The sequence below is a fragment of the Nocardia cerradoensis NBRC 101014 genome (genome assembly GCF_000308535.1).
GTDB lineage: Bacteria > Actinomycetota > Actinomycetes > Mycobacteriales > Mycobacteriaceae > Nocardia > Nocardia cerradoensis.
Window position 1 is genome coordinate 42,766 of sequence record NZ_BAFW01000387.1, and the last position, 24,958, is coordinate 67,723.

A 24,958-nucleotide genomic window follows, 5' to 3' on the forward strand; every position below is an offset into this window, starting at 1 on the left:
CCGCACCCCTGCCGATCGTTCATCCGATGGAGATCTGATGCGTTACAACCACGCCGAGCTGTTCGCCGGCATCGCCGCGGCGGCACCCGAGCGCGACTGCATCGTGTTCCGGGACCGCCGGCTCAGCTACCGCGATGTCGCGGGGCGAGTCAACCGGCTGGCGAATCTCCTGCTGTCGCACGGGATCACGATTCACCGCCAGCGCGCCGACCTGCGGCCGTGGGAGTCCGGCCAGGACCACGTCGCGTTGTATCTGTACAACGGCAACGAATACCTCGAGGGCATGCTGGGCGCGGCGACCGCCCGGGCGGCCTCGCTGAACGTCAACTACCGGTATGTCGAAGCCGAGCTGAGTTACCTGCTCAACGATTCCGCGCCGCGCGCGATCGTCTACCACGCCCGTTTCGCACCGACCCTCGGTGCGGTTCTCGGTTCGCTGCGTGAGCCGCCGGCGCTGCTGCTCCAGGTCGCGGACGAGTCCGGCAACGCCCTGCTGCCCGGCGCCCTCGACTACGAGGACGCGCTGTCGGCGTCGAGCGCCGAGGCTCCCGAGACGGCACCGGAGGCCGACGACCTCTACATGGTCTACACCGGCGGTACCACCGGAATGCCCAAGGGCACGTTGTGGACTCAGGCGGCAATCCTCGAAAGTGCTCTGGCCGCTTTCCTTCCCGAGGGCTTCTTCGAGGTACCGTCGCTCGCCGCGGGTGTCGACCTGGCCGTCGGCAGCGACCGGCGAGTCGTGCTGCCGCTACCTCCGCTGATGCACGCGGCGGCGCAGTGGCTGGCCATGGCCGGCATTCTCACCGGCGGGGCCGTCGTCTTCCCCGACGTGGTGGACCGGCTCGATCCCGCCTCGGTGTGGCGGGTGATCGACGGTGAGGGCGTGCAGCTGATGAACCTCGTCGGCAATTCGTTCGCGACCCCGCTGTGCGACGAGTTCGAACGCGGCGGACACCACGGGCGTTCGCTGCAGATGATCGGCACCGGCGGCGCGGTCGCGAGCGCCTCGGTGAAGGACCGCATCCTGCGGCTGCTGCCGCATGTCGCCATCGCCGATGTCGCCGGCTCCTCGGAGACCGGATCACAGCTGACGAACGTGAGTACCAGTGCGGCCCCGGCGGTTTCGGGTGTCTTCAGCGCGGCGGCCGGATCCTGTGTGGTGGACGAGGACCGCACCCGGATCCTCGAACCCGGCGACCCCGAGACGGGGTGGCTCGGCCGCCACGGCGCCATCCCGCTCGGCTACCTCGGCGACCGCGACAAGACCGAGCGCACCTTCCCCGTCATCGCGGGCCGTCGCGTGGCACTGCCCGGCGACCGGGCGCGCCACCGCGCCGACGGCACCATCGAACTGCTCGGCCGCGACTCGGTGACGATCAACTCCGGCGGCGAGAAGATCTTCGCCGAGGAGGTCGAGGAGGCGCTGATCGTCCACCCCGCCGTCGCCGATGTCGTCGTCGTGGGCCGGCCCAGCGAGCGCTGGGGCAGCGAGGTCGTCGCGGTCGTGCAGGTACTTCCCGGATTCGACCCGACCGACGAGGAACTGCTCGCCGACGCCGCGGAGCGGCTGGCCCGCTACAAACTGCCGAAAGCCGTTGTCCGCGTGGGCTCGGTGGTCCGCAGCCCGGCGGGCAAGGCCGACTACCGATGGGCCGCCGAGATCGCCACCCAGGACCTGACCGTAAAGGAATTGATCAAATGACTATGACCGCCGAACCGACCGTCGACGTCGCGCCCGAGGAATTGCAGCGCCTCCTCGATGCCCAGCGCGCCGCGCAGGCACTCGACCCGATCCCCGATGCCGCGACCCGGCGTGATCGCATCGATCGTCTGGTGGCCGCGGTCCTGGAACACCGGGACGAACTCGCCGCGGCGCTGAACGCCGACTTCGGCGCTCGCCCGGCGACCACCTCACTGGAGGTCGACATCCTCGGCGGCTTGCCGGAGATCGCCGACACCAGGGAGGAGCTGGAAGCGTGGATGGCTCCCACCGAGGTGCCCGCGGCCATGGGTGGCGCCATTCCGGCCTTCGTCCAGAATCGCCCCAAAGGCGTTGTGGGCGTGATCGGCCCGTGGAATTTCCCGCTCGTGCTCGTCTTCGTGCCCGCGGTCGAAGCGCTCGCGGCCGGCAATCGGGTGATGATCAAGTTCTCCGATATGACCCCGCGCACCGGTGCGGTGTTCGCTCGCGCGGTGGCCTCGCGGATGAGCCCGGAGGAGGTCACCGTCGTCAACGGCGGATTGAAGACCGCTGCCGCGTTCTCCGACCTGCGCTTCGACCACCTGTTCTTCACCGGCTCACCGAAGGTCGGACGCCTCGTCGCCACGGCGGCGGGCAAGAACCTGGTGCCGGTGACGCTCGAGCTCGGCGGTAAGAATCCGGCGATCGTCGCACCCGATGCGGATGTCGCGGATGCGGCGGCGCGGATCGCGGCCGCGCGGCTGTTCAACAACGGGCAGGTGTGCCTGTCGCCGGACTACGCCTTCGTGCCCGCGCCGAGCCGGGACGCCTTCGTCGCGGCCTACCGCCAGGCGGTGCTGACCTACTTCCCGACCTTCGCCGACAACCCCGATGTCGTGTCGATCGTCAACGACGCCAACTACTCTCGTGTCACCGGGCTCGTCGCCGACGCCAAGGCCAAGGGCGCGACGGAGATCGTGATCGTGCCGGAGGGAGAGAAGGATCGGGTGCCCGGCCCGGAGTCTCGTCGCCTGCCTCCGACGCTGCTGCTCGACACCACGCCCGACGCGGAGATCAACAACGAGGAGATCTTCGGCCCGGTGCTGGTGGTGCACACCTACTCCGACGTCGACGAGGCCATCGCCTACGTCGCTGCCGGTGAACATCCGCTGTCGGCCTACTGGTACGGCGGCGACACCGACGACTTCCAGCGGTTCCTGGTGCGGACCACCTCGGGTGGTGTGTCGCGCAACGACTTCGGACTGGCCTACAGCAATCCCGCCGTGCCGTTCGGTGGCGTCGGGATGAGTGGTTCGGGCGCCTACCACGGCAAGGCCGGATTCGACACGTTCTCCCACCAGCGCCCGGTCGCCTCCCACGACCTGCCGGGCGGGCTGGCCGGTGCGCTCGTGCCGCCGCTGACACCCGAGCGTGTCGAGGCCGTCGCCGCCGCTGCCGCCGCCGCGGCCGCCGAGGTCACCGCCCGGCTGCGCGGCTCCGACGGGCAGGGGTGACCATGACGGGATTCGAGACCATTCGTTACGAGCGGCCCGCCGAAAAGGTCGCCCGCATCGTCCTCGACCGCGCCGAGGCGCGCAATGCGCAGAGCATGCGCATGCTGTACGAGCTCAATGACGCGTTCGATCGTGCGGCGCAGGATGATTCGGTCAGCGTGATCATCCTGGCGGCCGCCGGTCCGCACTTCTCCGCGGGACACGATCTGCGCGAAACCGATGCCGTGCAGGTGGTCACCGACCACCGCCGGGTCGGTACCTGGTGCGGATTCGGTTGTGCCGGTGCGGAATCGCAGATGGCGGTCGAGAAGGAGATGTACCTCGGTCTGTCCGAGCGGTGGCGCAACCTCCCGAAACCGACGATCGCCGCGGTTCAGGGCAAGGTCATCGCCGGTGGGCTCATGCTCGTGTGGCCCTGCGATTTGATCGTCGCGACCGAGGATGCGCTGTTCCAGGACAACACGGTGTCGATGGGCGTGGCGGGCGTGGAGTTCTTCAACCACCCGTTCGAGGTCGGTGTGCGCAAGGCCAAGGAGATGTTGTTCACCTCCGACTTCCTCACCGCCGCCGAGGTCCATCGACTCGGCATGGTGAATCACGTGGTGTCCGTGGACGAGCTGGAATCGTTCACGCTGCGGCTCGCGTCCCGCATTGCCGAAAAGCCTTTGTTCGCATTGAAATTGGCGAAAGAGGCCGTCAACGTGGCCCAGGACAACCAGGGTCGCGCGAATGCGATGCAGACCTCGTTCGCCTATCACCAGTTGTGCCACAGCCACAACCAGCAGATCCACGGTCTGCCGATCGATCCGGGGTTCTTGCAGCGAACCTTCGCGGCGAAGCCCGGAGCGTGATCGAGGACCGTGCCGACCGGCGGGCGCCGCGCCCCGAATTCCCACCCCGACTGACCCACAGTCGTCCCACTCAGTGCTGAAGAGGCCAAGATGACCAGCGTCGTGCTCATCGATGCCGGCCGGTCAGCAGTCATCCCGGATGATCCAGACCTGCCCGAAACGCCCCCGGGGCTCACCGAGGACGTCATCACCGCTCTGCTGTACCGAACCGGTCTCGACCGATCGGAAGTCAGCGAGCTGTTCCTCGCCGATCCCCGCTGTCTGCCGACGCGCTGTGCGTCCGGCCCGGCCGGCTGGAGCTTCGAACCGCCGCCGCTGGGACTGACGACCACGGTCAGCGCGAGCAGTGCCCGCAGCGTGGCGCGGGCGGTGCGGACCATCGAGAAGAATCCGGAGATGGTCGCCGTCGTCGCGGCCACGGATTTCGGGGCGCGCGCCACCGGCAACCACGTCGATACCGCGGCGCTGCACCGCCAACAGCAGACGGCACAACTGGTGGCGGCGTGGTGGGACGTCGCACCCGAGGAGATGGCCGGCTGGGCCCGATCGTCCTACAGCCGTTCCGCCGAATGTGCCGCGGCCCGCGACTTCGCGGACGAGATCGTCTGTCCCGCAGCCGGTTACGCCACCGACCTGTTCCGTAAGCCGGACGCGGACGATTCGTTCCGTGGCGGGGAAGGCGCCGGGCACAGTCGCCCCGAGGGCGCTGTGCCGGCCCACCCGGCACGCGGCGCGAGTGCGATCATCCTCGCCGGAGAGGCGAAAGCCAACGAGCTGGGCGTCGGATTCCGCGCGCGCCTGCACGTGACCGACGTGATTCGTTCCTGCGCCGAATTCGGTATCGCCCCACTCGATTCCGGCACTCTGAACGAACTGCTCGCCCCCTGCGCGATCACGCTCGGGTGCCTGGACCAGCTCGAGGTCCCGGAACGATTCGCCGTCACGCCGGTGGCCTGGATCAAGGAAACCGGCATCAACGAGTATCTGGTGAACCCGCGCGGCGGCGACCTCGCCTTCGGTCATCTTTCCCGGTCGGGCTCGTTGCGCTCGCTGGTCACCATGGTGAATTCGCTGGAAGCCACCGGTGGTCTGGCCGGTGCGCTGCTGTCCTCCGATGTCCATCACACCACCGCCCTGGTCCTCACTCTCGCCGATTCGATCGCGCCGAAAGGGTGGAAGGACACCGTCGTCTCGCCGGGAACACCGGCCACTGTGAAAAAGGAGAAACAATGAAGGCCGCCCTGTTCTACGGCAAGGAGGATGTCCGCATCGAGGAGGTGTCAGACCCCGGCCGGCCCGGTCCCGGCCAGGTGAAGCTGCGCAATGCCTACTCCGGTATTTGCGGCTCCGACCTGCACTTCTACTATTACCCTGAATCCGTGCCGTGGGACGTGCACCGGTCCCATCCGCTGACCGGTGCCACGCTGCCGCAGGTGCTGGGGCACGAGTTCGCGGGCACCGTCGTCGAGATCGGCGAGGGCGTCACGCGGGTGAAGGTCGGTGACCGTGCCGCGGTATTTCCGTTGGAGATCTCCTGCGGTACCTGCGTGGCGTGCCGGCGCGGCCTGCCGTTCTCCTGCCCGATGATGGGCTCGCTCGGCGCGAGCGCGACCGGTGGCGGCCTGTCGGAGTTCACCACGGTGAACGCCTCGGCGCTGCACCTGCTTCCCGACAATGTCGACCTGCGGATGGGTGCGCTCGTCGAACCGATGGCCGTTGGCTGGCATGGCGTTTCGCGTACCGGCTTCAAGCCCGGCGGGACCGCTCTCGTCGCCGGCGCGGGACCGATCGGCATCGGCGCCTGGTTCGCATTCAAGGCCCGCGGAGTGGAGAAGGTGCTCGTGTCCGAGCCGAGTGCCGCCCGCCGCAAGATCCTCCAGGCGCTGGGCGCGACCGTCGTCGACCCGGTGAACGAGGATCTGGCCGCCGCCGTCGCCGAATTGACCGATGGGGCAGGTGTGGACGTGGCCGTGGAAGCGGCCGGAGCCGGTGCGGCGATCACCTCTGCCTTGGCGAGCCTCGCCCCCGGCGGCCGGGTCGTCGTCGTCTCGCTGCACGAGCACCCGATGGAATTCAACCCGACCCACATGATGATGGGCGAGACCGAGATCGTCGGTGCCGTCGGATATCTGCCCGAGGAATTCGATGCCGTGATCGCCGCCATGGCCGACGGCATCTACGACACCACCGGCTGGGTGGAGGAAATCCCGCTGGAAGGCGTCGTCGACGCCATCAAGGCGCTGCGCACGGGTACCGGCGCGAAGGTCCTCATCCGGGCGAAGTGACCACCATGCGTCCCCCGGCGCAATGGAAAACCACCGCCCACAGTTTTGATTCGAGAGGTTCGATCACATGTCCGACATGACGCTGAGGGAAATGGAAGAAGTCCTGCTGGCTCACGAAATCGCCGAGCTGGAACAGGATGTCGAGGCGACGATGGCGACGTTGGCGCCCAACCCCCATTACGAGCTGGCGTTCGTGGGGTTGGCGGTCGACGGCGAGGACGCGGTGCGGGAAACGTATCGGCGGATTCTGAGCGGTAATCAGGGGCGCGATGTCGCCGCCGAGGCACGGGTGTACGGCGTGGCCGCGAATACGCTGATGCGCGAGGCGCACATGACGTTCACCACCCGGCAGGGCGAACGTGTCAACGGCCTGTATCTGGTGGTGATGTCGTTCGATCCGGAGACGAAATTGATCTGCGGCGAGCGGATGTATACCGACCCGCTGGTCGGGGAGATGATGACCGAGCAGCTCGGCGCCAATTTCGAAAGCCTGCCCGGTGTGACGCGAATTCGTGATACGGCCCCGACCATCGCCCAGCACGATGCGTTCCGGGACGCCGAGGCGCAAGGCCGGTCGATCAACGTGCCCGGTTAGTCGCGCCTGCGTGGCACCGGCGTGCCGAAGATTTCGCCCGCACGCCACGCATTCCATTTTTTCGACGAAAGCGAAGTTATCGATATGGCTGAACAGGGACTGGCGGCGTGACCAACGAGGCGTATATCTACGAGGCGATCCGCACGCCTCGCGGCAAGAACAAGGGTGGGTCGCTGCACGGGACCAAGCCGGTCGATCTGGTGATCGGCCTGATCGAGGAATTGCGGGCGCGTCATCCCGGCCTGGATCCCGCCGCGATCGACGACATCGTGCTGGGTGTCGTCTCCCCGGTGGGTGATCAGGGTGGCGACATCGCGCGCGCCGCCGCGATGGGTGCCGGTTTGCCGGACACAGTGGCGGGCGTGCAGCTCAACCGGTTCTGTTCCTCGGGTCTGGAATCGGTGAATCAGGCTGCGGCACGGGTGCGTTCGGGGTGGGAGAGCCTGATCATCGCCGGCGGTGTCGAGTCGATGTCGCGGGTACCGATGGGCGCCGACGGCGGCGCGATGTACCACGACCCGGTACTGACCTACGACACCTTGCACGCCCCGCAGGGCATCGGCGCCGATCTGATCGCGACCATCGAGGGGTTCTCCCGCGAGGACGTCGATCGTTTCGCCGTGCGGTCGCAGGACCGCGCCGAGGCCGCATGGTCGGGCGGGCATTTCGCGAAATCGGTTGTGCCGGTGCGGGACATCAACGGTGTGACGATCCTCGACCACGACGAGCATCGCCGTCCGGGCAGCACCGTCGAGACCCTCGGCAAACTTCGGCCCGCATTCGAAACCATCGGTGAGCGAGGCGGTTTCGACGCGGTGGCACTGCAGAAGTATCACTGGATCGAGAAGATCGAGCATGTGCACACCGGCGGTAACTCCTCCGGCATCGTGGACGGCGCCGCACTGGTTGTGATCGGAAACGAACAGGTGGGCAAGGATTTCGGTCTGGTCCCGCGCGCCCGCATCGTCGCCGCGGCGATCACGGGATCCGATCCGACCATCATGCTCACCGGTCCCACCCCGGCGACCCGGAAGGTGCTCGATCAGGCCGGTCTCACCGTCGACGACATCGACCTGTTCGAACTCAACGAGGCGTTCGCCTCGGTCGTCCTGAAATGGATGAAGGACCTGAACCTGCCGGACGAGAAGGTCAATGTCAACGGCGGCGCGATCGCGATGGGACATCCGCTCGGCGCCACCGGCGCGATGATCCTCGGCACCATGGTCGACGAGCTCGAGCGACGACAGGCCCGGCGGGCACTGGTGTCGCTGTGCGTCGGCGGCGGCATGGGTATCGCGACGATCATCGAGCGGGTGTGAGGATATGACGAAAACAATTCGCTGGGAACAGGATTCCGACGGCATCGTCGTGCTGATCCTGGACGACCCCAGCCAGGCGACCAATACGATGAACGCCGACTTCCAGGAGTCCTTCGCTCAGACCGTGGAACGGCTGGAAGCGGAAAAGGATTCGATCACCGGCGTCGTGATCACCTCGGCGAAGAAGGCGTTCTTCGCCGGTGGTGATCTGCGGGATCTGATCCGGGCGACACCCGAGCACGCCGAGCATGTCACCGAGGCCGCCACCGCGATGAACGCGCAGCTGCGCCGACTGGAGACACTGGGCAAGCCGGTCGTCGCGGCCATCAACGGCGCGGCCCTGGGCGGCGGCTTCGAAATCGCGCTCGCGACGCATCACCGCATCGCGGCCGATGTGCGAGGCACCGTCGTCGGTCTGCCCGAAGTGACCTTCGGGTTGATGCCGGGCGCCGGCGGCGTCGTGCGCACCACCCGGCTGCTGGGGATCCGCAGCGCGACCCGGAACGTCCTGCTACAGGGACAGCGGCACGGCCCCGCGCGGGCCGCGGAACTCGGCCTCGTGGACGAGGTGGTGTCCGCGGTGGACGAACTCCTGCCCAGGGCCAAGGCGTGGATCAAGGCCGATGCCGGTGCCGGGCAGCCGTGGGACGCCGAGGGCTACCGGATTCCCGGTGGGTCGCCGACGGATCCGGCGTTCGCCGCGCACCTCTCGAGCCTGCCCGCCAACCTGCGCAAACAGGTCAAGGGTGCGCCGCTGCCCGCACCGCGGGCGATCCTGGCCGCCGCGATCGAGGGCGCGCAGGTGGACTTCGAGACCGCGTCGAGGATCGAGACGCGGTACTTCGTCAATGTCGTCACCGGTCAGGTCGCGAAGAATATGACCAAAGCGTTCTTCTTCGATCTGAAGCGGATCACCGCGGGTGGTTCCCGCCCCGACGGCTTCGAGAAGTACGTCCCGTGGAAGGTCGGCGTACTCGGCGCCGGAATGATGGGGGCGGCCATCGCCTACGTGACCGCGAAGGCCGGCATCGACGTGGTGCTGAAGGACGTCTCACCGGAGAACGCCGAGAAGGGCAAGGGGTACGCGGTCGCTCTCGAGCGAAAAGCGTTGTCGCGCGGGCAAACCACACAGGAAGCGTCGGACGCGCTGCTCGCCCGGATCACGCCGACGTCCGATCCTGCCGACCTCGCCGGTGTCGATCTGGTGATCGAGGCCGTATTCGAGAGCCCGGAACTGAAGCAGAAGGTATTCGGCGAGATCGAGGAAGTCGTCGCCCCGGACGCCGTGCTCGGTTCGAACACCTCCACGCTGCCGATCACCGATCTCGCCCAGGGCGTGCGGCGACAGGACGATTTCATCGGCATCCACTTCTTCTCGCCGGTGGACAAGATGCCGCTGGTGGAGATCATCCGTGGCGAGAAGACGTCCGACGCGACGCTGGCGAAGGTCTTCGACTATGTGCTGCGGATCGGCAAGACACCCATCGTCGTCAACGACAGTCGTGGCTTCTTCACCTCGCGCGTGATCGGCACCTTCATCTACGAGGCCGTGGCGGCGGTCGGGGAGGGGGTGGAACCCGCATCCATCGAGCAGGCGGCCGCACAGGCCGGTTATCCGGCGCCGCCGCTGCAACTCATGGACGAGCTGACCTTGACGCTGCCCCGCAAGATCCGGCTGGAGACACGCGCCGCGGTCGAGGCCGCGGGTGGGCACTGGACCCCGCACGGCTCGGAAGCCGTCCTCGACCGCATGATCGACGAATTCGACCGCAAGGGCCGCTCCACGGGGGCCGGCTTCTACGATTACGTCGACGGGCGACGCACCGGCATCTGGCCGGGTCTGCGCGAGGCCTTCAACAGCGGCAGCACCCGGATTCCGCTCGCGGATCTGCGCGATCGGATGCTGTTCGCCGAGGCCCTCGAAACAGTCCGGTGTTTCGACGAGGGTGTGCTGAACTCGGTGGAGGACGCCAACATCGGCTCACTGTTCGGTATCGGCTTCCCGGCGTGGACCGGCGGTGTCGTCCAGTACATCAATCAATACGAGGGTGGTTTGGCGGGTTTCGTCGCACGCGCCCGGGAATTGGCTGAACGCTATGGTGAGCATTTCCTGCCGCCGCGGTCCTTGGTGGAGAAGGCCGGCAAGGGTGAGATCTACGAGTAGGCCGGCGCCGTGATCGTCACGGGTTTCATCTGGTCTTGCGTCAATTACCGGAGTCAGGGCGCGGGCATGTCGGACGGCGGAACCGCTGCGCAGCAAGCGGATTCCGCGTCCGGCTCGCGACCGGACGCCGGTGTCGAGGAGCCGAGCGCCGGGCCGCGATCCGTTCGCGGAACACAATCTCACCCCGCCGTGCCGGACCGCCGCCGCTGAGATCTGCTGCGCGCGTGGTGATTTCCTGATCCGATCGAACCAGCATAGGGAGGCGTCCACGGTGGGCCACTATAGGAGCAACATCCGCGACCTCGAGTTCAACCTGTTCGAGGTGCTGGGGCTCGACCGCGTTCTCGACTCGGGGGCGTTCGGCGACCTGGATGCCGACACGGTTCGCGCGATGCTGGCGGAAGCGGCGCGGCTGGCCGAAGGGCCGGTGGCGGAATCGTTCGCCGACGCGGACCGCACGCCGCCGACGTTCGATGCGGCCGCGCACGCGGTGTCGCTGCCCGCGTCGTTCGTCGAATCGACGCTGGCCTGGCGGGATGCCGGTTGGCACAAGGTCGGACTCAAACCGGAGGTCGGTGGCACTCCGGCACCCGCCGCCGTCAAGTGGGCGATCTGGGAGCTGCTGCTCGGAGCTCAACCGGCGGCCTTCGTCTACACCAGCGGACCACAGAACGCCGCGATTCTGCACGACCTGGGTAACCCCACGCAGCGGCGGTGGGCCGAACTCGCGGCCGAGCGTGAGTGGTCCGGCACCATGGCGCTGACCGAAGCCGACGCCGGCTCCGATGTCGGAGCCGCCCGGACCACGGCGATTCCGCAGGCCGACGGCAGCTGGCATCTCGAGGGGGTGAAGCGTTTCATCACCGGCGGCGATTCCGATATCTCGGACAACATCCTGCATCTGGTCCTGGCGCGGCCCCAGGGCGCCGCGGCGGGGACCAAGGGGCTGTCGCTGTTCGTCGTACCGAAATTCCATTTCGACTCCGGCACCGGAGAACTCGGTGCCCGCAACGGCGTGTTCGTCACCGGCCTGGAGGCCAAGATGGGGCTCAAGGCGTCGGCGACCTGCGAGCTGACCTTCGGCGGCCACGGCATCCCCGCCGTGGGCTGGCTCGTCGGCGACTCGCACACCGGCATCGCGCAGATGTTCAAGGTCATCGAATACGCGCGAATGATGGTCGGCACCAAGGCGATTGCCACCCTGTCGACCGGATATCTCAACGCACTCGCCTATGCGACGACCCGGGTGCAGGGCAGCGACCTGACCCGGATGACGGACAAGGACGCGCCTCGGGTCCCGATCACGCACCACCCCGATGTGCGGCGCGGCCTGCTGCTGCAGAAGGCCTATACGGAGGGCCTGCGCGCGCTCTACCTGTACGCGGCCGCGCATCAAGACCCGGAGTCGGCCGCGGCGGTGTCGGGAGCCGACGCCGAATCGGCCTTCGACCTCAATCACCTGTTGCTGCCGGTCGTGAAAGGTGTCGGATCCGAACGCGCATACCAGTGCCTGACCGAATCCCTGCAAACGCTCGGTGGGTCCGGCTTCCTGCAGGACTATCCGATCGAGCAGTACGTTCGCGACACCAAAATCGACTCGATATACGAGGGAACCACGGCGATCCAGGCCCAGGACTTCATCTTTCGCAAGATCCTTCGGGACGAAGGCGTCGCATTCGACCACGTGACCGGGCAGATCGCGAAATTCCTCGCGGATGGCCCCGGCCGTCTCGACCTCGAGCGCTCGCTTCTCGCGACCGCGCTCGCCGACGTCGAGGATATGGTCGAAACCCTCACCGGCTACGCGGCCGCGGCGAAACGGGAACCCACCGCGGTGTACCGGATCGGACTGGTGTCGGTGCGGTTTCTGCTCGCCGTCGGCGACCTGCTCGTCGGCTGGCTGCTGCTGCGCCAGGCGGAGGTCGCGCTCGCCGCGATCGACGCCACCGGCAACACCCCGTTCTACGAGGGAAAGGTGGCGGCCGCGTCGTTCTTCGCGAAGAACGTGCTGCCGGGACTCGGCGAGGTGCGCACCATCGTCCGCGACGTCGACCCCGACGTCATGACTCTCGACGAGTCGATCTTCTGACCGCGTGCCCGCATATTCGATGCATCGATTGTGCATCGAATCGAATCGGGTGGGTACAGCCGGGGCGTTCTCACGACATCAGACTCAGCAGGCCCAGCTGCGGTTCCAGTGCGCCGTCCTGCCCGAGAGCACGGAAATCCGCCGCCACGGCCTCGAGTTCGAGGCGGCCCGCGCGCACCGCGCGGTAACGCAGGAACGACCAGACGAAGACGTCGAGATTGTCGAAGCGGGTGCCGCCCTCGAGGACCTCCTCCTCGTGAAACCACAGTGCCACTTGACCATTGGTGAGCACACAGAACAGATTTCCGCCGCCGTCGGCACCCACGGAGAAGACGTCGGCGTCGGTGAGTTCGGTGGTGTAGTCCGCGTCGAGGATGCCGCACTCGTTGCCGGCGAAGTCGAAGGCGTAGGACCAGTCGAAGATGTCGAGAAACTGCGGCATCACCCCCGAACGCACCCGGGCGTCCAGCGCGGCCAGTGCGGCCGCGTCCGCCGGGGCCAGCCGGGCGAGAAACGGTGTCGCCGAACGGGTCTGCTCGGGCACCACCACAGGTTCGGCGTCGGGAAACCAGCGGCTCAGATCGGCGTCGAGGCCACTGTCGACGTAGCCGATCAGATCGGCGGGAGAAAGCGTCACCGGGCGATCGTAGAGTGCGCCAACAGAATTGGCCATGTCCGCCGGGCTGCGGACGATCTCGAGCCGCGGGTGTAGCTGCAGTCGTCGTTCGTCGGCAGCGTGGCCGTGCCGGCGGCAGCTGTGACGGCGAACACCGGGGCCGCCGCCGGGCCCGGCTCGGTGGCACCGTGGCGTGGCCGACCGGGGCAGAATAGGAGCATGGCAAAGGCAACGATCAACGGTGTCACCATCGCGGAGTCCGACCACTACGAAACAGTGGAGGGCAATATCTACTTCCCGCCGGAGTCGATCAAGCAGGAGTACTTCACGCCCACCGACACGCACACCATCTGCCCGTGGAAGGGGCGTGCGAGCTACTACACCGTGGATGTCGGTGACGGAAACCCTCTCGTCGACGCCGCATGGTATTACCCCGAGGCGAAGCGGGCAGCGGCCAACATCGAAGGCCACGTCGCGTTCTACAAGAACAAGGTCTCCATCCACGAATGACTCCGGCGGGCGAACGACAGAGGTCGGCGAACTGATCGATCCGGAATCGCCGGTCGCCTGGGTCCCTGTCACCAGGCGACGCGGTGCCCGCTTCGGATTACCGGACCTCGAAGTCAGCTCGGCAGCGATTGTGAGAGGAACTTCAGCAGGTGCGGTTCGACGGCGGCCGCATCGGTGAGCGACAGGAAGTGCGCGCCGCCGTCGATGATCACCGGCGGCCCGGCGTTCGGCAGTGCCGCGGCCAACTCGACGGCGCGGTCGACCGGATAGGCGGCGTCCGCCGAGCCGTGCAGAACCAGGGCGGGGCAGTCGATCGCGGATGCCCGGTCGAGGATGCCGTCCCGCTCGACCAGTGGGGTCAGGACGCGGTCGATATGATCTCCGGAAAGCGTGCGCCACTTGGCCTGCCACTCGGTTGCGTCGTGCCGGCCCAGGCAGATGGCGGCGTTCATATCGAGCAGGTCCTGCGTGGGACCGAGTTGCCGCCATGCGGCAGCGGCCTGCCGGTAGGCGTCGGCGACCTGCGGGTCCTCGGCGGCGCCCGACGTTCCGAGCAACACCAGCGCGGCCACCCGGTCCGGTGCCAGGAGGGCCATGCGCAAACCGATGAACCCACCCTGACTCGTACCCAGCACCGCGCACCGAGCGATTCCGAGGTGGTCGAGCAATCCGAGTGCGTCGCGGGCCACGTCCCAATAGGTGAAGGGGCTGTCGGCAGGCGTTTCGCCGTGGCCGCGTTCGTCCATGGCGATCAACCGGTAGGACTGGCCGAGCGAACGCACCTGCGGGGCGAACATGTCCGCGTCCATCAGGTAGCTGTGCAACAGCAGCACGGCCGGGCCGGAACCGCCGTGGTCGATGTAGCTGACGACTTGGCCGCTGTCGAGCGTCATCGCTGTCCGCATGGCGCGCAGTCTATTAAGAGAGCGATACCAGGTCTTCGCCACCGATGGGGATGGTGGAAGCGATTCCGCTGATCGTCGGTATTCGCGCGCAATTCGCCGCTGAGGCCGACTGCGATCGGGCCGGATTTCTGCCGGCAGCGGGGGAGTGCGTGGTTGAATTCTGCCCAGCGCATGGGATCGCGAGGTGGCTGTCCTGCGCGACGAGCTGCGTGGCCGGATCTCGCCCCGGGCGGCGAACGAGACCGAGGAGAGAGGTGCCGGATGGCCGAGCCCGAGATCGAGTTTCCAGAAGGACCGGCCGCCGACCGACCCGGTCTCGACGATCGACCTGCAGGACCCGCAGTGCGCGTCCGGGCCGAGCATTTCCACACGATCTACGACCCGAGCGTCGGCGAGCCGCAGCCGTGGTACATCAACGACCACACCATCATTCGCGACGAATCGGGCCGCTGGCACCTGTTCGGCATCACCCACGCCGAGCCGGCGGATCCTTTCGACGAAATCGAATTCGCGCACGCCGGCGCCGACGACTTGCACGGCCCGTGGACCAAACACCCGCCGGCGCTTACCGTGGACCGCGACTACGGCGAGACGCACCTGTGGGCGCCGTACGTGATCCGCGCCGACGGGCGCTACCACATGTTCTATGCGGGTGGCGGTGATGATCGCACGGCGGCGGCGATCTGCGTGGCCACCTCCGACGACCTGTTCGGGTGGACCCGCGAGCCGGCCGGGCCGGTGTTTCGCGACGGATACGACGCCCGCGATCCCATGGTCGCGTGGATCGACGGCCACTGGGTGATGTACTACGCCGCGACGAGTTCGCCGACGGGTGGCAACTATGTGGTCGCGTACCGCACGAGTACCGATCTTCGCACGTGGAGCGAGCGGCGGATCGCGTTCACCGACCCGGCCCGGGGCACCGAGGCCGGCAACACCGAATCGCCATTCGTGTTGTCCCACAACGGTTCCTGGTATCTGTTCATCGGCCCGCGGCCCGATTACGTCGGGACCGACGTATTCCGCGGCGAGAGCCCCTACCACTTCCGGATCGACGACCGTGTCGGCCATATCGCCGCGCATGCCGCGGAGGTCATCGACGACGGCGCCCTGTGGATCACCAGTTGCGGCTGGGGACAGGGTGGAGTGTCGCTCGCACGTCTCGAGATCGGGAGAACCGCACCGAAAACCGCGCCGTGAGTGATATCTCTAGTGGTGCGAGCGCGGCCCGAGGGCGGCGTTGCCACGAGTGCCGTGCGGACACCGCCGTCGGATACCGCGGTGGAAGCGCAGTCCGGAGGCGGCTGCGCGCGTAACCACGGAGGGCTGTGCGTACACCGCCATCCGGCAGCGAGTAGTCCGACCGTTCGTCTCTTGGAGGGATCCGGCGTGGCACGTATCGGTGTGATCAGCATTTCCGACGGACGCGACTATGTGCACGACGGCATAGCCGAGTTCATCCGTACCAACGAAGACCGGCTCGTCGCCGAATTGACCTCCGCCGGACACGAGGTGGTGCGCGGCTCGGCGCCGGTCAGCACCAACACCCTCGCTGTGTCGGTGGCCCGCGAAGTCGCCTCGGCCGGAGTCGATCTCACGGTGCTGCACTACGCGGTCTGGGCCTTCCCGCACTTCACGATGCTCGTCCAGGGAGCGACGCCGGGAGCACTGCTGTTGCTGTCCAATATCGATCCGGTTCAGCCCGGAATGGTCGGGATGCTGGCGGCCGGGGGAGCGCTGGATCAGATCGGCCGGACGCACACTCGGCTGTGGGGCGACCCGGCCGACCCGGACCTGATCGCCAAGATCGGTGTGCAGGCTTGCGCCGCGTCGGCGGTATCGAGCCTGCGCGGCTCGACGTTCGGCAGGTTCGGTGGCCGGCCGATGGGCATGAACACCGCCGTCGCGAATACCGATCAGTGGCAACGTATTTTCGGTATCGACGTCGAGGAGATCGACCAGTGGGAGATCGTGCGCCGCGCCGAACTCGCCGATGCCGCTGAGGTTTCCAAAGCCAGGGTATGGCTGGAGGAAACCACCGCGGGCGTGCACTACGACGGCGACAAACTCACTCCCGAGCTACTGGAGCGCCAGGTCCGCTCCTACCTCGCGGTGCGCGAGCTGATCGACGAATGGAATATCGACTTCTCCGGCATCAAGGGTCAGCCCGAACTCACGCAGTACTTCGCCACGATGGACATCACCGAGGCGTTCCTCAACGACCCGTACGACTGGAACGGTCCGAAACCCACGCATGTGTGCGCCACCGAGGCCGATATGGACGGTGCGCTGACCATGCAACTGTTCAAACAGATCTCGAAGACGCCGGTGTTGTTCGCCGACGTCCGCCACTATCACGCCGACCGCGATATCTGGGATCTGTGCAACTCCGGCCAGCACGCCACCTGGTTCGCCGCCCGCAGCGACGATCCGGCGGAGAATCTGTCCCGGGTGCACCTGTATCCGGAGGTGTTCTTCTTTCCGGCAGGCGGTGCATCCGTCCATCACCTCGCGGCGCCAGGGCAGATGACTTTCGGCCGGCTGACGCGCAACGACGGCAACTACCGCATGCAGTTGATGCTCGGTGACTTCGAGACCTACGACGACGCCACCAACGACGAGTTGATGAACCAGTCGACCCGCGAATGGCCGCACGCGTTCGCGCGTCTGGATGCTCGGGCCGAAGATTTCCTGTCCCGGTTCGGCGCCAACCACATCCACGCCGTACCCGGTGACCATCGCGCGACAGTGCGCGCCGCGTGCGATCTGCTCGGCGTCACCGTGGACGAATTCGGTCGGTGACCATGTTCATCGGAATCGACATCGGCACATCCGGTTCCAAGGGCGTGCTGACCGACGCCGACGGCACGGTCCTCGCCCGGTCCGAGCGTCCGCACGAGGTGTCGATGCCGCGACCGGGCTGGGTCGAGCACGACGCCGAATCGGTGTGGTGGGCGGACTTCGTCGCGATCGCCCGCGAATTGGTCGACGCCGCCGCCGGTGCCCGGCTGGAGGGACTCGGGATCAGCGGTATCGGTCCGTGTCTGCTGCCGGCCGACGCGCAGGGGAATCCGCTGCGGGCGGCCATCCTGTACGGCGTCGATACCCGGGCGACCGTCGAAATCGCCGAGCTGGCAGACGAATTGGGCGAGGCGGCGGTGCTCGAGCGGGCAGGATCGCCGCTGACCAGCCAGGCCGTCGGCCCTAAGCTGCGGTGGCTGGCGCGGCACGAGCCGGACGTCTATGCGCGCACCCGCATGCTGCTGATGGCGAGTTCCTTTCTCGTGCATCGGTTGACCGGACGCTACGTCCTGGACCATCAGTCGGCGAGTCAGTGCGTGCCCATGTACGACCTGCGCAAACGAGAGTGGTCGGAGTGGGCCGAGCAGTGCGCCCCCGGACTGCTGTTGCCCGAACTCGCCTGGCCCACAGAGCTGGTGGGTCGGGTGACTGCGGAAGGTGCTGCAGCAACCGGGCTTCCGGAAGGACTTCCGATCACCACCGGCACCGTCGACGCATGGGCCGAAGCCGCCAGCGTCGGTGTACGCGGACCCGGCGATGCGATGGTCATGTACGGCACCACGATGTTTCTGGTCCAGATCCTCACCCAACCGCGCCCACACCCCGGCCTGTGGGGCACCTGCGGCGCGTGGCCCGAAACGTATTCGCTGGCAGCGGGAATGGCCACCTCGGGGGCGGTCACGGATTGGCTGCGCCGCCTCGTCGGCGGAGAGTTCGGCGACCTGATCGAAGAGGCAGGCAAGGTTCCGGCCGGCAGCCGGGGACTGTTGATGCTGCCGTACTTCGCCGGCGAACGGACACCGCTGTTCGATCCCGACGCGCGTGGCATCGTCGCCGGGCTCACCACCAGCCACGGCCGCGCCGATCTCTACCGCGCAGCTTTGGAAGCCACCGGATACGGGGTGCGGCACAACCTGGAGGCCATGTCCGACGCCGGTGGCCGCGCCCGACGCCTGGTCGCGGTCGGTGGTGGCACCAAGGGCGGGCTGTGGACCCAGATCGTGTCCGACGTGACCGGTCTGCCGCAGGAGCTGCCGGCGGAGACTGTCGGGGCCTGTCTCGGTGATGCCCTGCTGGCCGCGGAAGCCGCCGGTGTCGACACGTCCCGGTGGAACCCGGTGACGTCGGTTGTCGAGCCGGACTCGGAACGGCAAGCGATCTACGAACGGTACTACCGACGCTATCGCGAACTCTACGAATCGACTGCGGATATCGCGCATTTTCTTGCCGCGGAACAACATCGGACGGCGGACCATGGCTGAACTCTGGCGACTCGATCGGGCGCGCACCCGCTCGATCAGTCCCGAGAACCCGACCGGCGAGCCGGGCGCGGGCGCACGGGCGGAAACCGGCACGGGCGCGGGTGCGGCACGTGATCTCGGTGTCGGCTGGAAGGTGTCCCCGTCGATCGACCTGGCCGCCGGATCCACCGTGACACTGGCCGACGTGTCCGGACCAGGAGTCATCCGGCACTTTTGGCTGACCACCGACCGCACGGTGCTGCGTCGGTTGACACTGAACTTCACCTGGGACGACGAGTCGCACCCGTCGATCGACGTGCCGCTGGGCGACTTCTTCTGCAACGGCTGGGACGAACTGGCGCTGGTGAGTTCGGACATGGTGGTGGTTGCACCCGCCGGCGGTCTGAACAGCTTCTGGCCCATGCCTTTTCGAGAGCGTGCCCGCGTCACCCTGCACAACCCCACCGAACGATCGGTGCCGGTCTACTACCAACTCACCTATGACGAGATCGAGGTAGGCGAGGACGCCGGTTACCTGCATTGCCAACGGCGGCACAGCAATCCGCTCGGAACACCGGCGGTGCACACCATTGTCGATGATGTCCGAGGCCGCGGACGCTATGTCGGCACCTATTTGGCGATCGCACCGAATGCGCCCGGCTGGTGGGGCGAGGGCGAAATCAAGTTCCACCTCGACGGAGACGACGAATTCCCGACCATCTGCGGCACCGGCACCGAAGACTATTTCGGCGGCGCTTGGAACTTCGACCTGGACGGCGCCTACCGCGACTACTCCAGCCCGTATCTCGGCCTGCACCAAGTACTTCCGCACGACGAGATCTACACGCCGAAGCAACGATTCGGCATGTATCGCTGGCACGTCCGCGACCCGATCCGCTTCCACGAGGAGCTACGTGTCACGCTGCAAGCGCTGGGCTGGCAGGACGGCGGGCGGTATCTGCCGCTGGCCGACGCCGATATCGCCACCACCGCATGGTGGTACCAGGAAAGGGGAAGGTAGATGCGCGCGCTGGTGATCGAAAAGCCCGGCGAGTACTCGGTGCAGACGATTCCCGACCCGACCCCGGGGCCGGGGGAGGTGGTCATCGAGGTTTCCGCGGTCGGAATCTGCGGTACCGACATCCACATCGTCGAAGGCGAATTTCCACCCACGCCGTATCCGATCGTCCCCGGTCACGAGTTCTGCGGCCAGATCGTCGAGGGCCCGAGGTCCGGCGAGAAGGTGGCCGTGGACCCGTCGCTGTTCTGCGGCGCCTGCCACTACTGCCGCATCGGTCGCGGCAACCTCTGCGAACGTTGGGGTGCGATCGGCGACACGGTGAACGGCGCGATGGCCGAATACGTCGCGGTGCCGGAGGCGAACTGCTTCACGTTGCCCGACGAGCTGCCCGCCTCGCACGGCGCGCTCGTCGAGCCGCTGTCGTGTGCCGTACACGGATTCGACGGGCTACCAAGGACGCTGGGCTCGCACTACCTGATCTACGGCGCCGGCACGATGGGCCTGATGATGCTGCAACTCGCGGTCGCCGCGGGCGCGGCCTCGATCTCGGTGGTCGACCTCAATACCGACCGCCTGCAGGTCGCCCGCACCCTCGGTGCGGACGCGGTCGCCACGAACGCCGACGAGTTCGACCGCCCGCACGGCTGGGAGGTCGTCATCGACTGCACCGGCGCGATCCCAGCGATCGAAGACGGCCTCACCCGAGTCCGGCGCGGTGGCACCTACCAGCAGTTCGGTGTCGCCCCCGGCGACGCGACGGCGTCCTTCTCACCCTTCCGTATCTACAACGACGAGATCACCATTGTCGGTTCGATGGCGGTGGTGCACAGCTTCGGGCGGGCCGTCGACCTGGTCCGCAAGGGCGCGATCGACGCCGACACGATGGTCACCCACACCTTCGGCCTCGACCAATTCTCGGAGGCGCTGCAGGCGTTCCGCGACGGCGCAGGCCGCAAGATCCAGATCGCCCCGCGCGGATAGATGGCCACCGTCGCCGGGGTGGACAGCTCCACCCAGTCCTGCAAGGTCGTCGTGTGCGACGCCGACACCGGTGAGGTTCTGGCACGGGGATCCGCGCCGCATCCCGACGGAACCGAGGTTCCGGCCGAGGCATGGTGGAATGCGCTACAACAGGCAGGGGAGGGTTGGCTCGACAAGGTCGACGCGGTGTCGATCGCCGGCCAGCAGCACGGCCTCGTGGCACTCGACGACTCGCACCGCCCGGTGCGAGATGCCTTGCTGTGGAACGACGTCCGCTCCGCCGAGGCAGCCGACGACCTCGTCGCGGAGCTGGGCGGCCCGCAAGCGTGGCTGGACGCGGTCGGCAGCGTCCCGGTCGCCGCATTCACCGTGGCGAAGCTGCGCTGGATGGCCGACCACGAGCCCGAGCTCGCGGACCGGGTCACCCGCGTGATGCTGCCCCACGACTACCTCACCTGGCGGTTGCGCGGCGGTGGTGACGCTGCGCCGACGACCGATCGGAGCGATGCCTCGGGTACCGGGTACTGGTCCGCGGTGGAGGGCCGGTATCGAGAAGACCTGTTGGCCAAGGCGTTCCGCAGTCGGACCCCGGAGCTTCCGACGGTGCTGGAACCATCGCAGAGCGCTGGACACACCGCATCGGGCGCGCTCGTTGCCGCGGGCGCGGGGGACAATGCGGCGGCCGCGCTCGGCCTCGGGATCGGCGACGGCGACGTGGTGATCTCGCTGGGCACCAGCGGCACCGCATTCGCACGCACCTCGCAGCTGAATTCCGATCCGTTCGTCAACGGATTCGCCGACGCGACAGGACAATTCCTGCCGTTGGTGTGCACGCTCAACGCTGCCCGGGTGCTCGAGGCGATGGCCACAGCCCTGGGAATCCGCCTCGGCGAACTCGACGCACTGGCCCGCCAGGCCCCACCGGGTGCCGACGGTCTCGTCCTACTGCCGTATCTGTCCGGCGAACGCACTCCGAACCTGCCCCATGCTAGCGGCAGCCTGCACGGGTTGTGTTCGGAGACAATGCGTCCCGCTCACCTGGCCCGCGCCGCAGTCGAAGGAATGCTGTGCAACATGGCCGACGCACTCGACCGCCTCCGCGCGGCCGGTGCGACACCCCGGCGCGTGCTGTTGATCGGCGGCGCTTCACGTTCGGCGTTCGTCGCCGAAATCGCCGCACAGATCTTCGGGGCGGCAGTGACCGTGCCGGAGCCGGAGGAGTACGTCGCGCTCGGCGCCGCCCGCCAGGCCGCGTGGGCTTTGCGGGGCGGTGCCGAACCACCGCAGTGGCCGGCGGTCTCGACCGTCGAGATTCCAGCGCCCGACGACCGTGCGTCGGGCACGGAGATTCGCAGCGCCTATGGCCGGGCGCGAGAATCCTTGTACGGCAGCTGACTCCGTCATGCCGAACACTGATCCCGGACATGGCTTCAGGTCACCTCGGTCACTCATTGACAACGGAAGAAGCAGTCGTTGTAATACTCCGGCGATGATCGAACTCGACCTCCAGCTCGAACAGGAACTCGAAGCCGCTCGCAGTCGTTATCCGATCGGCGACCACGTGACCGGAGTGGTCACGCTGGTTCCGCGCCCAGGCGTGGTTGGTCTGTTCGTCGACTTGGGCCATCCGCCGACCGGGTTCGTCGACCTGCTGAGCCTGCCACTTGCCGCCGACCAATGGCCGACCGTCGGCACGGTCACGAAGGTCGAGGTTCTCCAGCACACCTGCGGTCAGGTTCGCCTCTGGCCCCTCGATGCCGCCTTCCGATCGAACAGAGCACTCTTTCCCGCCCTCAGCGAGCCCGAATGGTGCACCGTCAAAAGCCGCCACCCGGTCGGCTCCGCAGTCACCGCCGAGATCACAGGCGTCTTCCCCAGCAACCGCGAATACACCGTCGCATTCGATGGCCTCCGGTCCGTCCTCCCGTGGTCCGGCCCACCGCCCGTCGTCGGCACCATCGCCCGGTTCACCGTCGACCGACATCTCGACGTGACCCGAAGAATCCTGCTGCGCAGCATTTGACACGGGCTCCATGCGGCGGCGCCTCTACACAGACTCATCCGAATATCCCGGCGGATTATCTGTTGCATTCGAGTGTAATGATCCGGCGAGGGGTGAATTTCAGTCTTCGTAGTCGGTGTGGCTTAAAGGTCGTAGTTCGAGCAGAGCCTCTGCTTTTGACGGCCAGTTCAGGGCCAAGTTACTTTGATAGCCCGAAGATCATGCGAATCCTGTAGTGCTGCTTCATATTCCACTTCAACCGGAGCATCGAGGGAAACGTCACCGAAATTCTTGTGCTCACCCAGCGAATCGAGACCGAACCAGACGTGCGAACCGTCTTCGGTCTCGATTATTCCGGTGGCGCGCTTCTCGTTCCAGCGCCAGACTTTCCCCTTGGCGCGCCGCACCTCTCGCTCGTTTTCCACGTGCTCGATAATACCTACGGCGGCGTCGGTAATGGGCTCCTACGGCGGGCGCTCCGCGAATCGTATTCGGAGGTCGAGCATGACGTGCGCTTGGTGGATGGGTAAAGGCCTGTGGTGATGCGAGTTTCGCGATCGGCCTCGATCAGATGCCCGGCGCCACCGGTGTCTCCTCCGGCTCCCGCGCGGCATGCCGCGGCAGGAACATCGCCGGAATGATGATCACCGCGGTGAGCCCGAACGCCACCCAGAACGCGAAGCCGAAGGAATCGGCGAGTAGTGGACCGACAACCGGCATGAGTCGGGGCGGGACGGAGCTGATCTGACCGGAACCGCCGCTGCCGGAAGGGATTCCGTGCTCGGTCAGCTGTCGGGAGAGGTGCTGCGTCAGCGCCGTCACCAGCAAGGCGCTGCCGAGCGACGCGCCGACCTGCTGAATGGCCGAGAGCGTGGGTGCCGCGCGTGTCACGGCGTCCTTGCCCAGTTCCGTGTAGGCAGCCGAGATGGTCGGCATCATCACCGCACCGAGGCCCATACCGCGCACGAACAGGGCCACACAGAGCCAGACATAAGAGGTGTCGGTGCCCACGTGCGTGAACGGGAGGGTGCCGATGAGGCCGAGTACGACGCCGACGGGTACCACGTAGCCGGCGCCGATGCGGTCGGTGAGCCGGCCGCCGATCACCACCGCCACGATCGCGCCCAACCCCTGGGGTGCGAGCAGCAGGCCGGCATCGAGCGGGCCATGTCCGCGCACGGTCTGGTAATACAGCGGGAGCAGCAGCATGCCGCCGAACAATCCGATGGCGACGAGGAATACCGCGATGGTTCCGCTGGCGAAGAGCCGGTTGGTGAGCAGGCGGACGTCGACGATCGAGTCGGCTCCCTTGCGGAGGCTGTGCCAGGTGTAGAGGGCCAGGCCCGCGACGCCGCCGATGAGCCAGCCGAGCACACCCCACTCGGTGAATCCGCCGTGTGAACTGGCCTCGGAAAGGCCGTAGAGCAGGCACACGAGGCTACCGGAGAGCAGGACCAGCCCCAGCAGGTCGAGCCGGCCGTGCTCGGGCAGGGTGTCACCGTGCGGGAGCTTCCAGGCCGCGAGCGTGAGGGCGAGGGCGCCGACGGGGACGTTGACCAGGAAGATCCAGTGCCAGCTCGTGTACTGGACCAGCAGGCCGCCGATCACCGGGCCGAATACCGGTCCCAGCAGCATGGGGACACCGAGGATGGCCATGGCCCGCCCGAGGCGTTGCGGGCCCGCGGCCCGGGTGATGATCGCCTGCCCGGCGGGCAACAGCATGCCGCCGCCGAGTCCCTGCAGGATGCGGAAGGCGATCAGGCTGTCGATCGACCAGGCGGCCGCGCACAGAGCCGAGCCGGCCACGAACAGACTCACCGCGGTGAGCCAGACCGGTCTGGGCCCGAAACGATCCATCGCCCACCCGGTCACCGGGATGACCAGCGCGACCGCCAGCAGATAACCGGTCACCACCCACTGGGTGGTGGACAGGGTCGCGCCGAGTTCGGTGCTCAAGGAGTTCAGGGCGACGTTCACGATGGTGGTGTCGAGAACCACCATGATCATGCCGGACACGACGACGAGTCCTGTGACGATGACGCTGCGGTCGAGCTTGCCCGACTGCTGCGCGGTGGTGGATGCCATATCAGCTCCCTCGTTGAAGGTGCCAGGACTCGACCGGGCGACAACACCCTGCGACTACCCGTCGTGAGGCCGATC

At 67.2% G+C, this 24,958-nt stretch carries 21 protein-coding genes; 17 read left to right on the forward strand and 4 right to left on the reverse strand.

What is annotated here, in order from left to right; genetic code table 11:
• Positions 1–37: 37 nt before the first annotated feature.
• From ON23_RS34705 to ON23_RS34745, 9 genes are all read left to right on the forward strand, one after another.
• Positions 38–1,705: an AMP-binding protein gene (locus tag ON23_RS34705; protein ID WP_039783999.1), complete on the forward strand. Its 1,668-nt coding sequence runs from the start codon at positions 38–40 to the stop codon at positions 1,703–1,705.
• Entirely contained in the window at positions 1,702–3,198 is a 1,497-nt protein-coding gene (locus ON23_RS34710; protein ID WP_039784002.1) for an aldehyde dehydrogenase family protein, read from the forward strand. Before ON23_RS34705 ends, ON23_RS34710 begins: the two co-directional genes overlap by 4 nt.
• A 2-nt stretch (positions 3,199–3,200) precedes the next feature.
• The gene (locus tag ON23_RS34715; protein ID WP_039784004.1) at positions 3,201–4,049 is read left to right on the forward strand and encodes an enoyl-CoA hydratase; all 849 of its coding nucleotides are present in this window, start codon (positions 3,201–3,203) and stop codon (positions 4,047–4,049) included.
• A gap of 90 nt (positions 4,050–4,139) precedes the next feature.
• Positions 4,140–5,282: a beta-ketoacyl-[acyl-carrier-protein] synthase family protein gene (locus ON23_RS34720; RefSeq protein ID WP_039784006.1), complete on the forward strand. Its 1,143-nt coding sequence runs from the start codon at positions 4,140–4,142 to the stop codon at positions 5,280–5,282.
• Positions 5,279–6,334, forward strand: coding sequence for a 2,3-butanediol dehydrogenase (locus ON23_RS34725; protein WP_039784008.1), 1,056 nt, complete (start codon positions 5,279–5,281; stop codon positions 6,332–6,334). The genes ON23_RS34720 and ON23_RS34725 overlap by 4 nt, the downstream gene beginning before the upstream one ends.
• Before the next feature lie 67 nt (positions 6,335–6,401).
• Positions 6,402–6,929, forward strand: a complete 528-nt coding sequence (locus ON23_RS34730; RefSeq protein WP_223273343.1) for a hypothetical protein — start codon at positions 6,402–6,404, stop codon at positions 6,927–6,929.
• Positions 6,930–7,036: 107 nt separating this feature from the next.
• Positions 7,037–8,248, forward strand: a complete 1,212-nt coding sequence (locus ON23_RS34735; RefSeq protein WP_039784012.1) for an acetyl-CoA C-acetyltransferase — start codon at positions 7,037–7,039, stop codon at positions 8,246–8,248.
• A gap of 4 nt (positions 8,249–8,252) precedes the next feature.
• Positions 8,253–10,412: a 3-hydroxyacyl-CoA dehydrogenase NAD-binding domain-containing protein gene (locus ON23_RS34740; protein ID WP_039784014.1), complete on the forward strand. Its 2,160-nt coding sequence runs from the start codon at positions 8,253–8,255 to the stop codon at positions 10,410–10,412.
• 271 nt (positions 10,413–10,683) lie between these two features.
• Positions 10,684–12,501, forward strand: coding sequence for an acyl-CoA dehydrogenase (locus ON23_RS34745; protein ID WP_039784017.1), 1,818 nt, complete (start codon positions 10,684–10,686; stop codon positions 12,499–12,501).
• Positions 12,502–12,571: 70 nt separating this feature from the next.
• Here ON23_RS34745 and ON23_RS34750 read toward each other — a convergent pair whose 3' ends face one another.
• The gene (locus tag ON23_RS34750) at positions 12,572–13,138 is read right to left on the reverse strand and encodes a hypothetical protein (RefSeq protein WP_039784105.1); all 567 of its coding nucleotides are present in this window, start codon (positions 13,136–13,138) and stop codon (positions 12,572–12,574) included.
• A gap of 198 nt (positions 13,139–13,336) precedes the next feature.
• Here ON23_RS34750 and ON23_RS34755 point away from each other — a divergent pair, with 198 nt between their 5' ends.
• Complete coding sequence (locus ON23_RS34755) at positions 13,337–13,627, forward strand: DUF427 domain-containing protein (protein WP_039784019.1); 291 nt, start codon at positions 13,337–13,339, stop codon at positions 13,625–13,627.
• 113 nt (positions 13,628–13,740) lie between these two features.
• On the opposite strand, the gene ON23_RS34760 is transcribed toward ON23_RS34755, so the two are convergent.
• On the reverse strand, positions 13,741–14,574 hold the full coding sequence (locus ON23_RS34760) for an alpha/beta fold hydrolase (RefSeq protein WP_157170382.1): 834 nt from the start codon (positions 14,572–14,574) through the stop codon (positions 13,741–13,743).
• A 300-nt stretch (positions 14,575–14,874) separates the two neighbouring features.
• On the opposite strand from ON23_RS34760, the gene ON23_RS34765 reads away from it, so the two are divergent.
• From ON23_RS34765 to ON23_RS34795, 7 genes are all read left to right on the forward strand, one after another.
• Positions 14,875–15,732 carry a family 43 glycosylhydrolase gene (locus tag ON23_RS34765; RefSeq protein ID WP_051043760.1) on the forward strand — a complete coding sequence of 286 codons (858 nt, stop codon included), beginning with the start codon at positions 14,875–14,877 and terminating at the stop codon, positions 15,730–15,732.
• A gap of 189 nt (positions 15,733–15,921) precedes the next feature.
• Positions 15,922–17,334 carry an L-fucose/L-arabinose isomerase family protein gene (locus tag ON23_RS34770; RefSeq protein WP_039784022.1) on the forward strand — a complete coding sequence of 471 codons (1,413 nt, stop codon included), beginning with the start codon at positions 15,922–15,924 and terminating at the stop codon, positions 17,332–17,334.
• A 2-nt stretch (positions 17,335–17,336) separates the two neighbouring features.
• Complete coding sequence (locus tag ON23_RS34775) at positions 17,337–18,815, forward strand: FGGY-family carbohydrate kinase (RefSeq protein ID WP_039784025.1); 1,479 nt, start codon at positions 17,337–17,339, stop codon at positions 18,813–18,815.
• The gene (locus ON23_RS34780) at positions 18,808–19,815 is read left to right on the forward strand and encodes a glycoside hydrolase family 172 protein (RefSeq protein WP_039784108.1); all 1,008 of its coding nucleotides are present in this window, start codon (positions 18,808–18,810) and stop codon (positions 19,813–19,815) included. Before ON23_RS34775 ends, ON23_RS34780 begins: the two co-directional genes overlap by 8 nt.
• A complete protein-coding gene (locus tag ON23_RS34785) occupies positions 19,816–20,796 on the forward strand; it encodes a zinc-dependent alcohol dehydrogenase family protein (RefSeq protein ID WP_039784027.1) in 981 nt (326 codons plus the stop codon). It abuts the gene before it with no gap.
• Positions 20,797–22,191: a xylulokinase gene (xylB, locus tag ON23_RS34790; RefSeq protein WP_039784029.1), complete on the forward strand. Its 1,395-nt coding sequence runs from the start codon at positions 20,797–20,799 to the stop codon at positions 22,189–22,191. It abuts the gene before it with no gap.
• Positions 22,192–22,285: 94 nt separating this feature from the next.
• Positions 22,286–22,819: a hypothetical protein gene (locus ON23_RS34795; RefSeq protein WP_051043762.1), complete on the forward strand. Its 534-nt coding sequence runs from the start codon at positions 22,286–22,288 to the stop codon at positions 22,817–22,819.
• Between the two features lie 167 nt (positions 22,820–22,986).
• On the opposite strand, the gene ON23_RS38375 is transcribed toward ON23_RS34795, so the two are convergent.
• Together ON23_RS38375 and ON23_RS34805 are read right to left on the reverse strand one after the other, a co-directional pair.
• The gene (locus ON23_RS38375) at positions 22,987–23,223 is read right to left on the reverse strand and encodes a hypothetical protein (protein ID WP_143859942.1); all 237 of its coding nucleotides are present in this window, start codon (positions 23,221–23,223) and stop codon (positions 22,987–22,989) included.
• A gap of 142 nt (positions 23,224–23,365) precedes the next feature.
• Positions 23,366–24,883 carry a DHA2 family efflux MFS transporter permease subunit gene (locus ON23_RS34805; RefSeq protein ID WP_039784033.1) on the reverse strand — a complete coding sequence of 506 codons (1,518 nt, stop codon included), beginning with the start codon at positions 24,881–24,883 and terminating at the stop codon, positions 23,366–23,368.
• Positions 24,884–24,958: the final 75 nt, after the last annotated feature.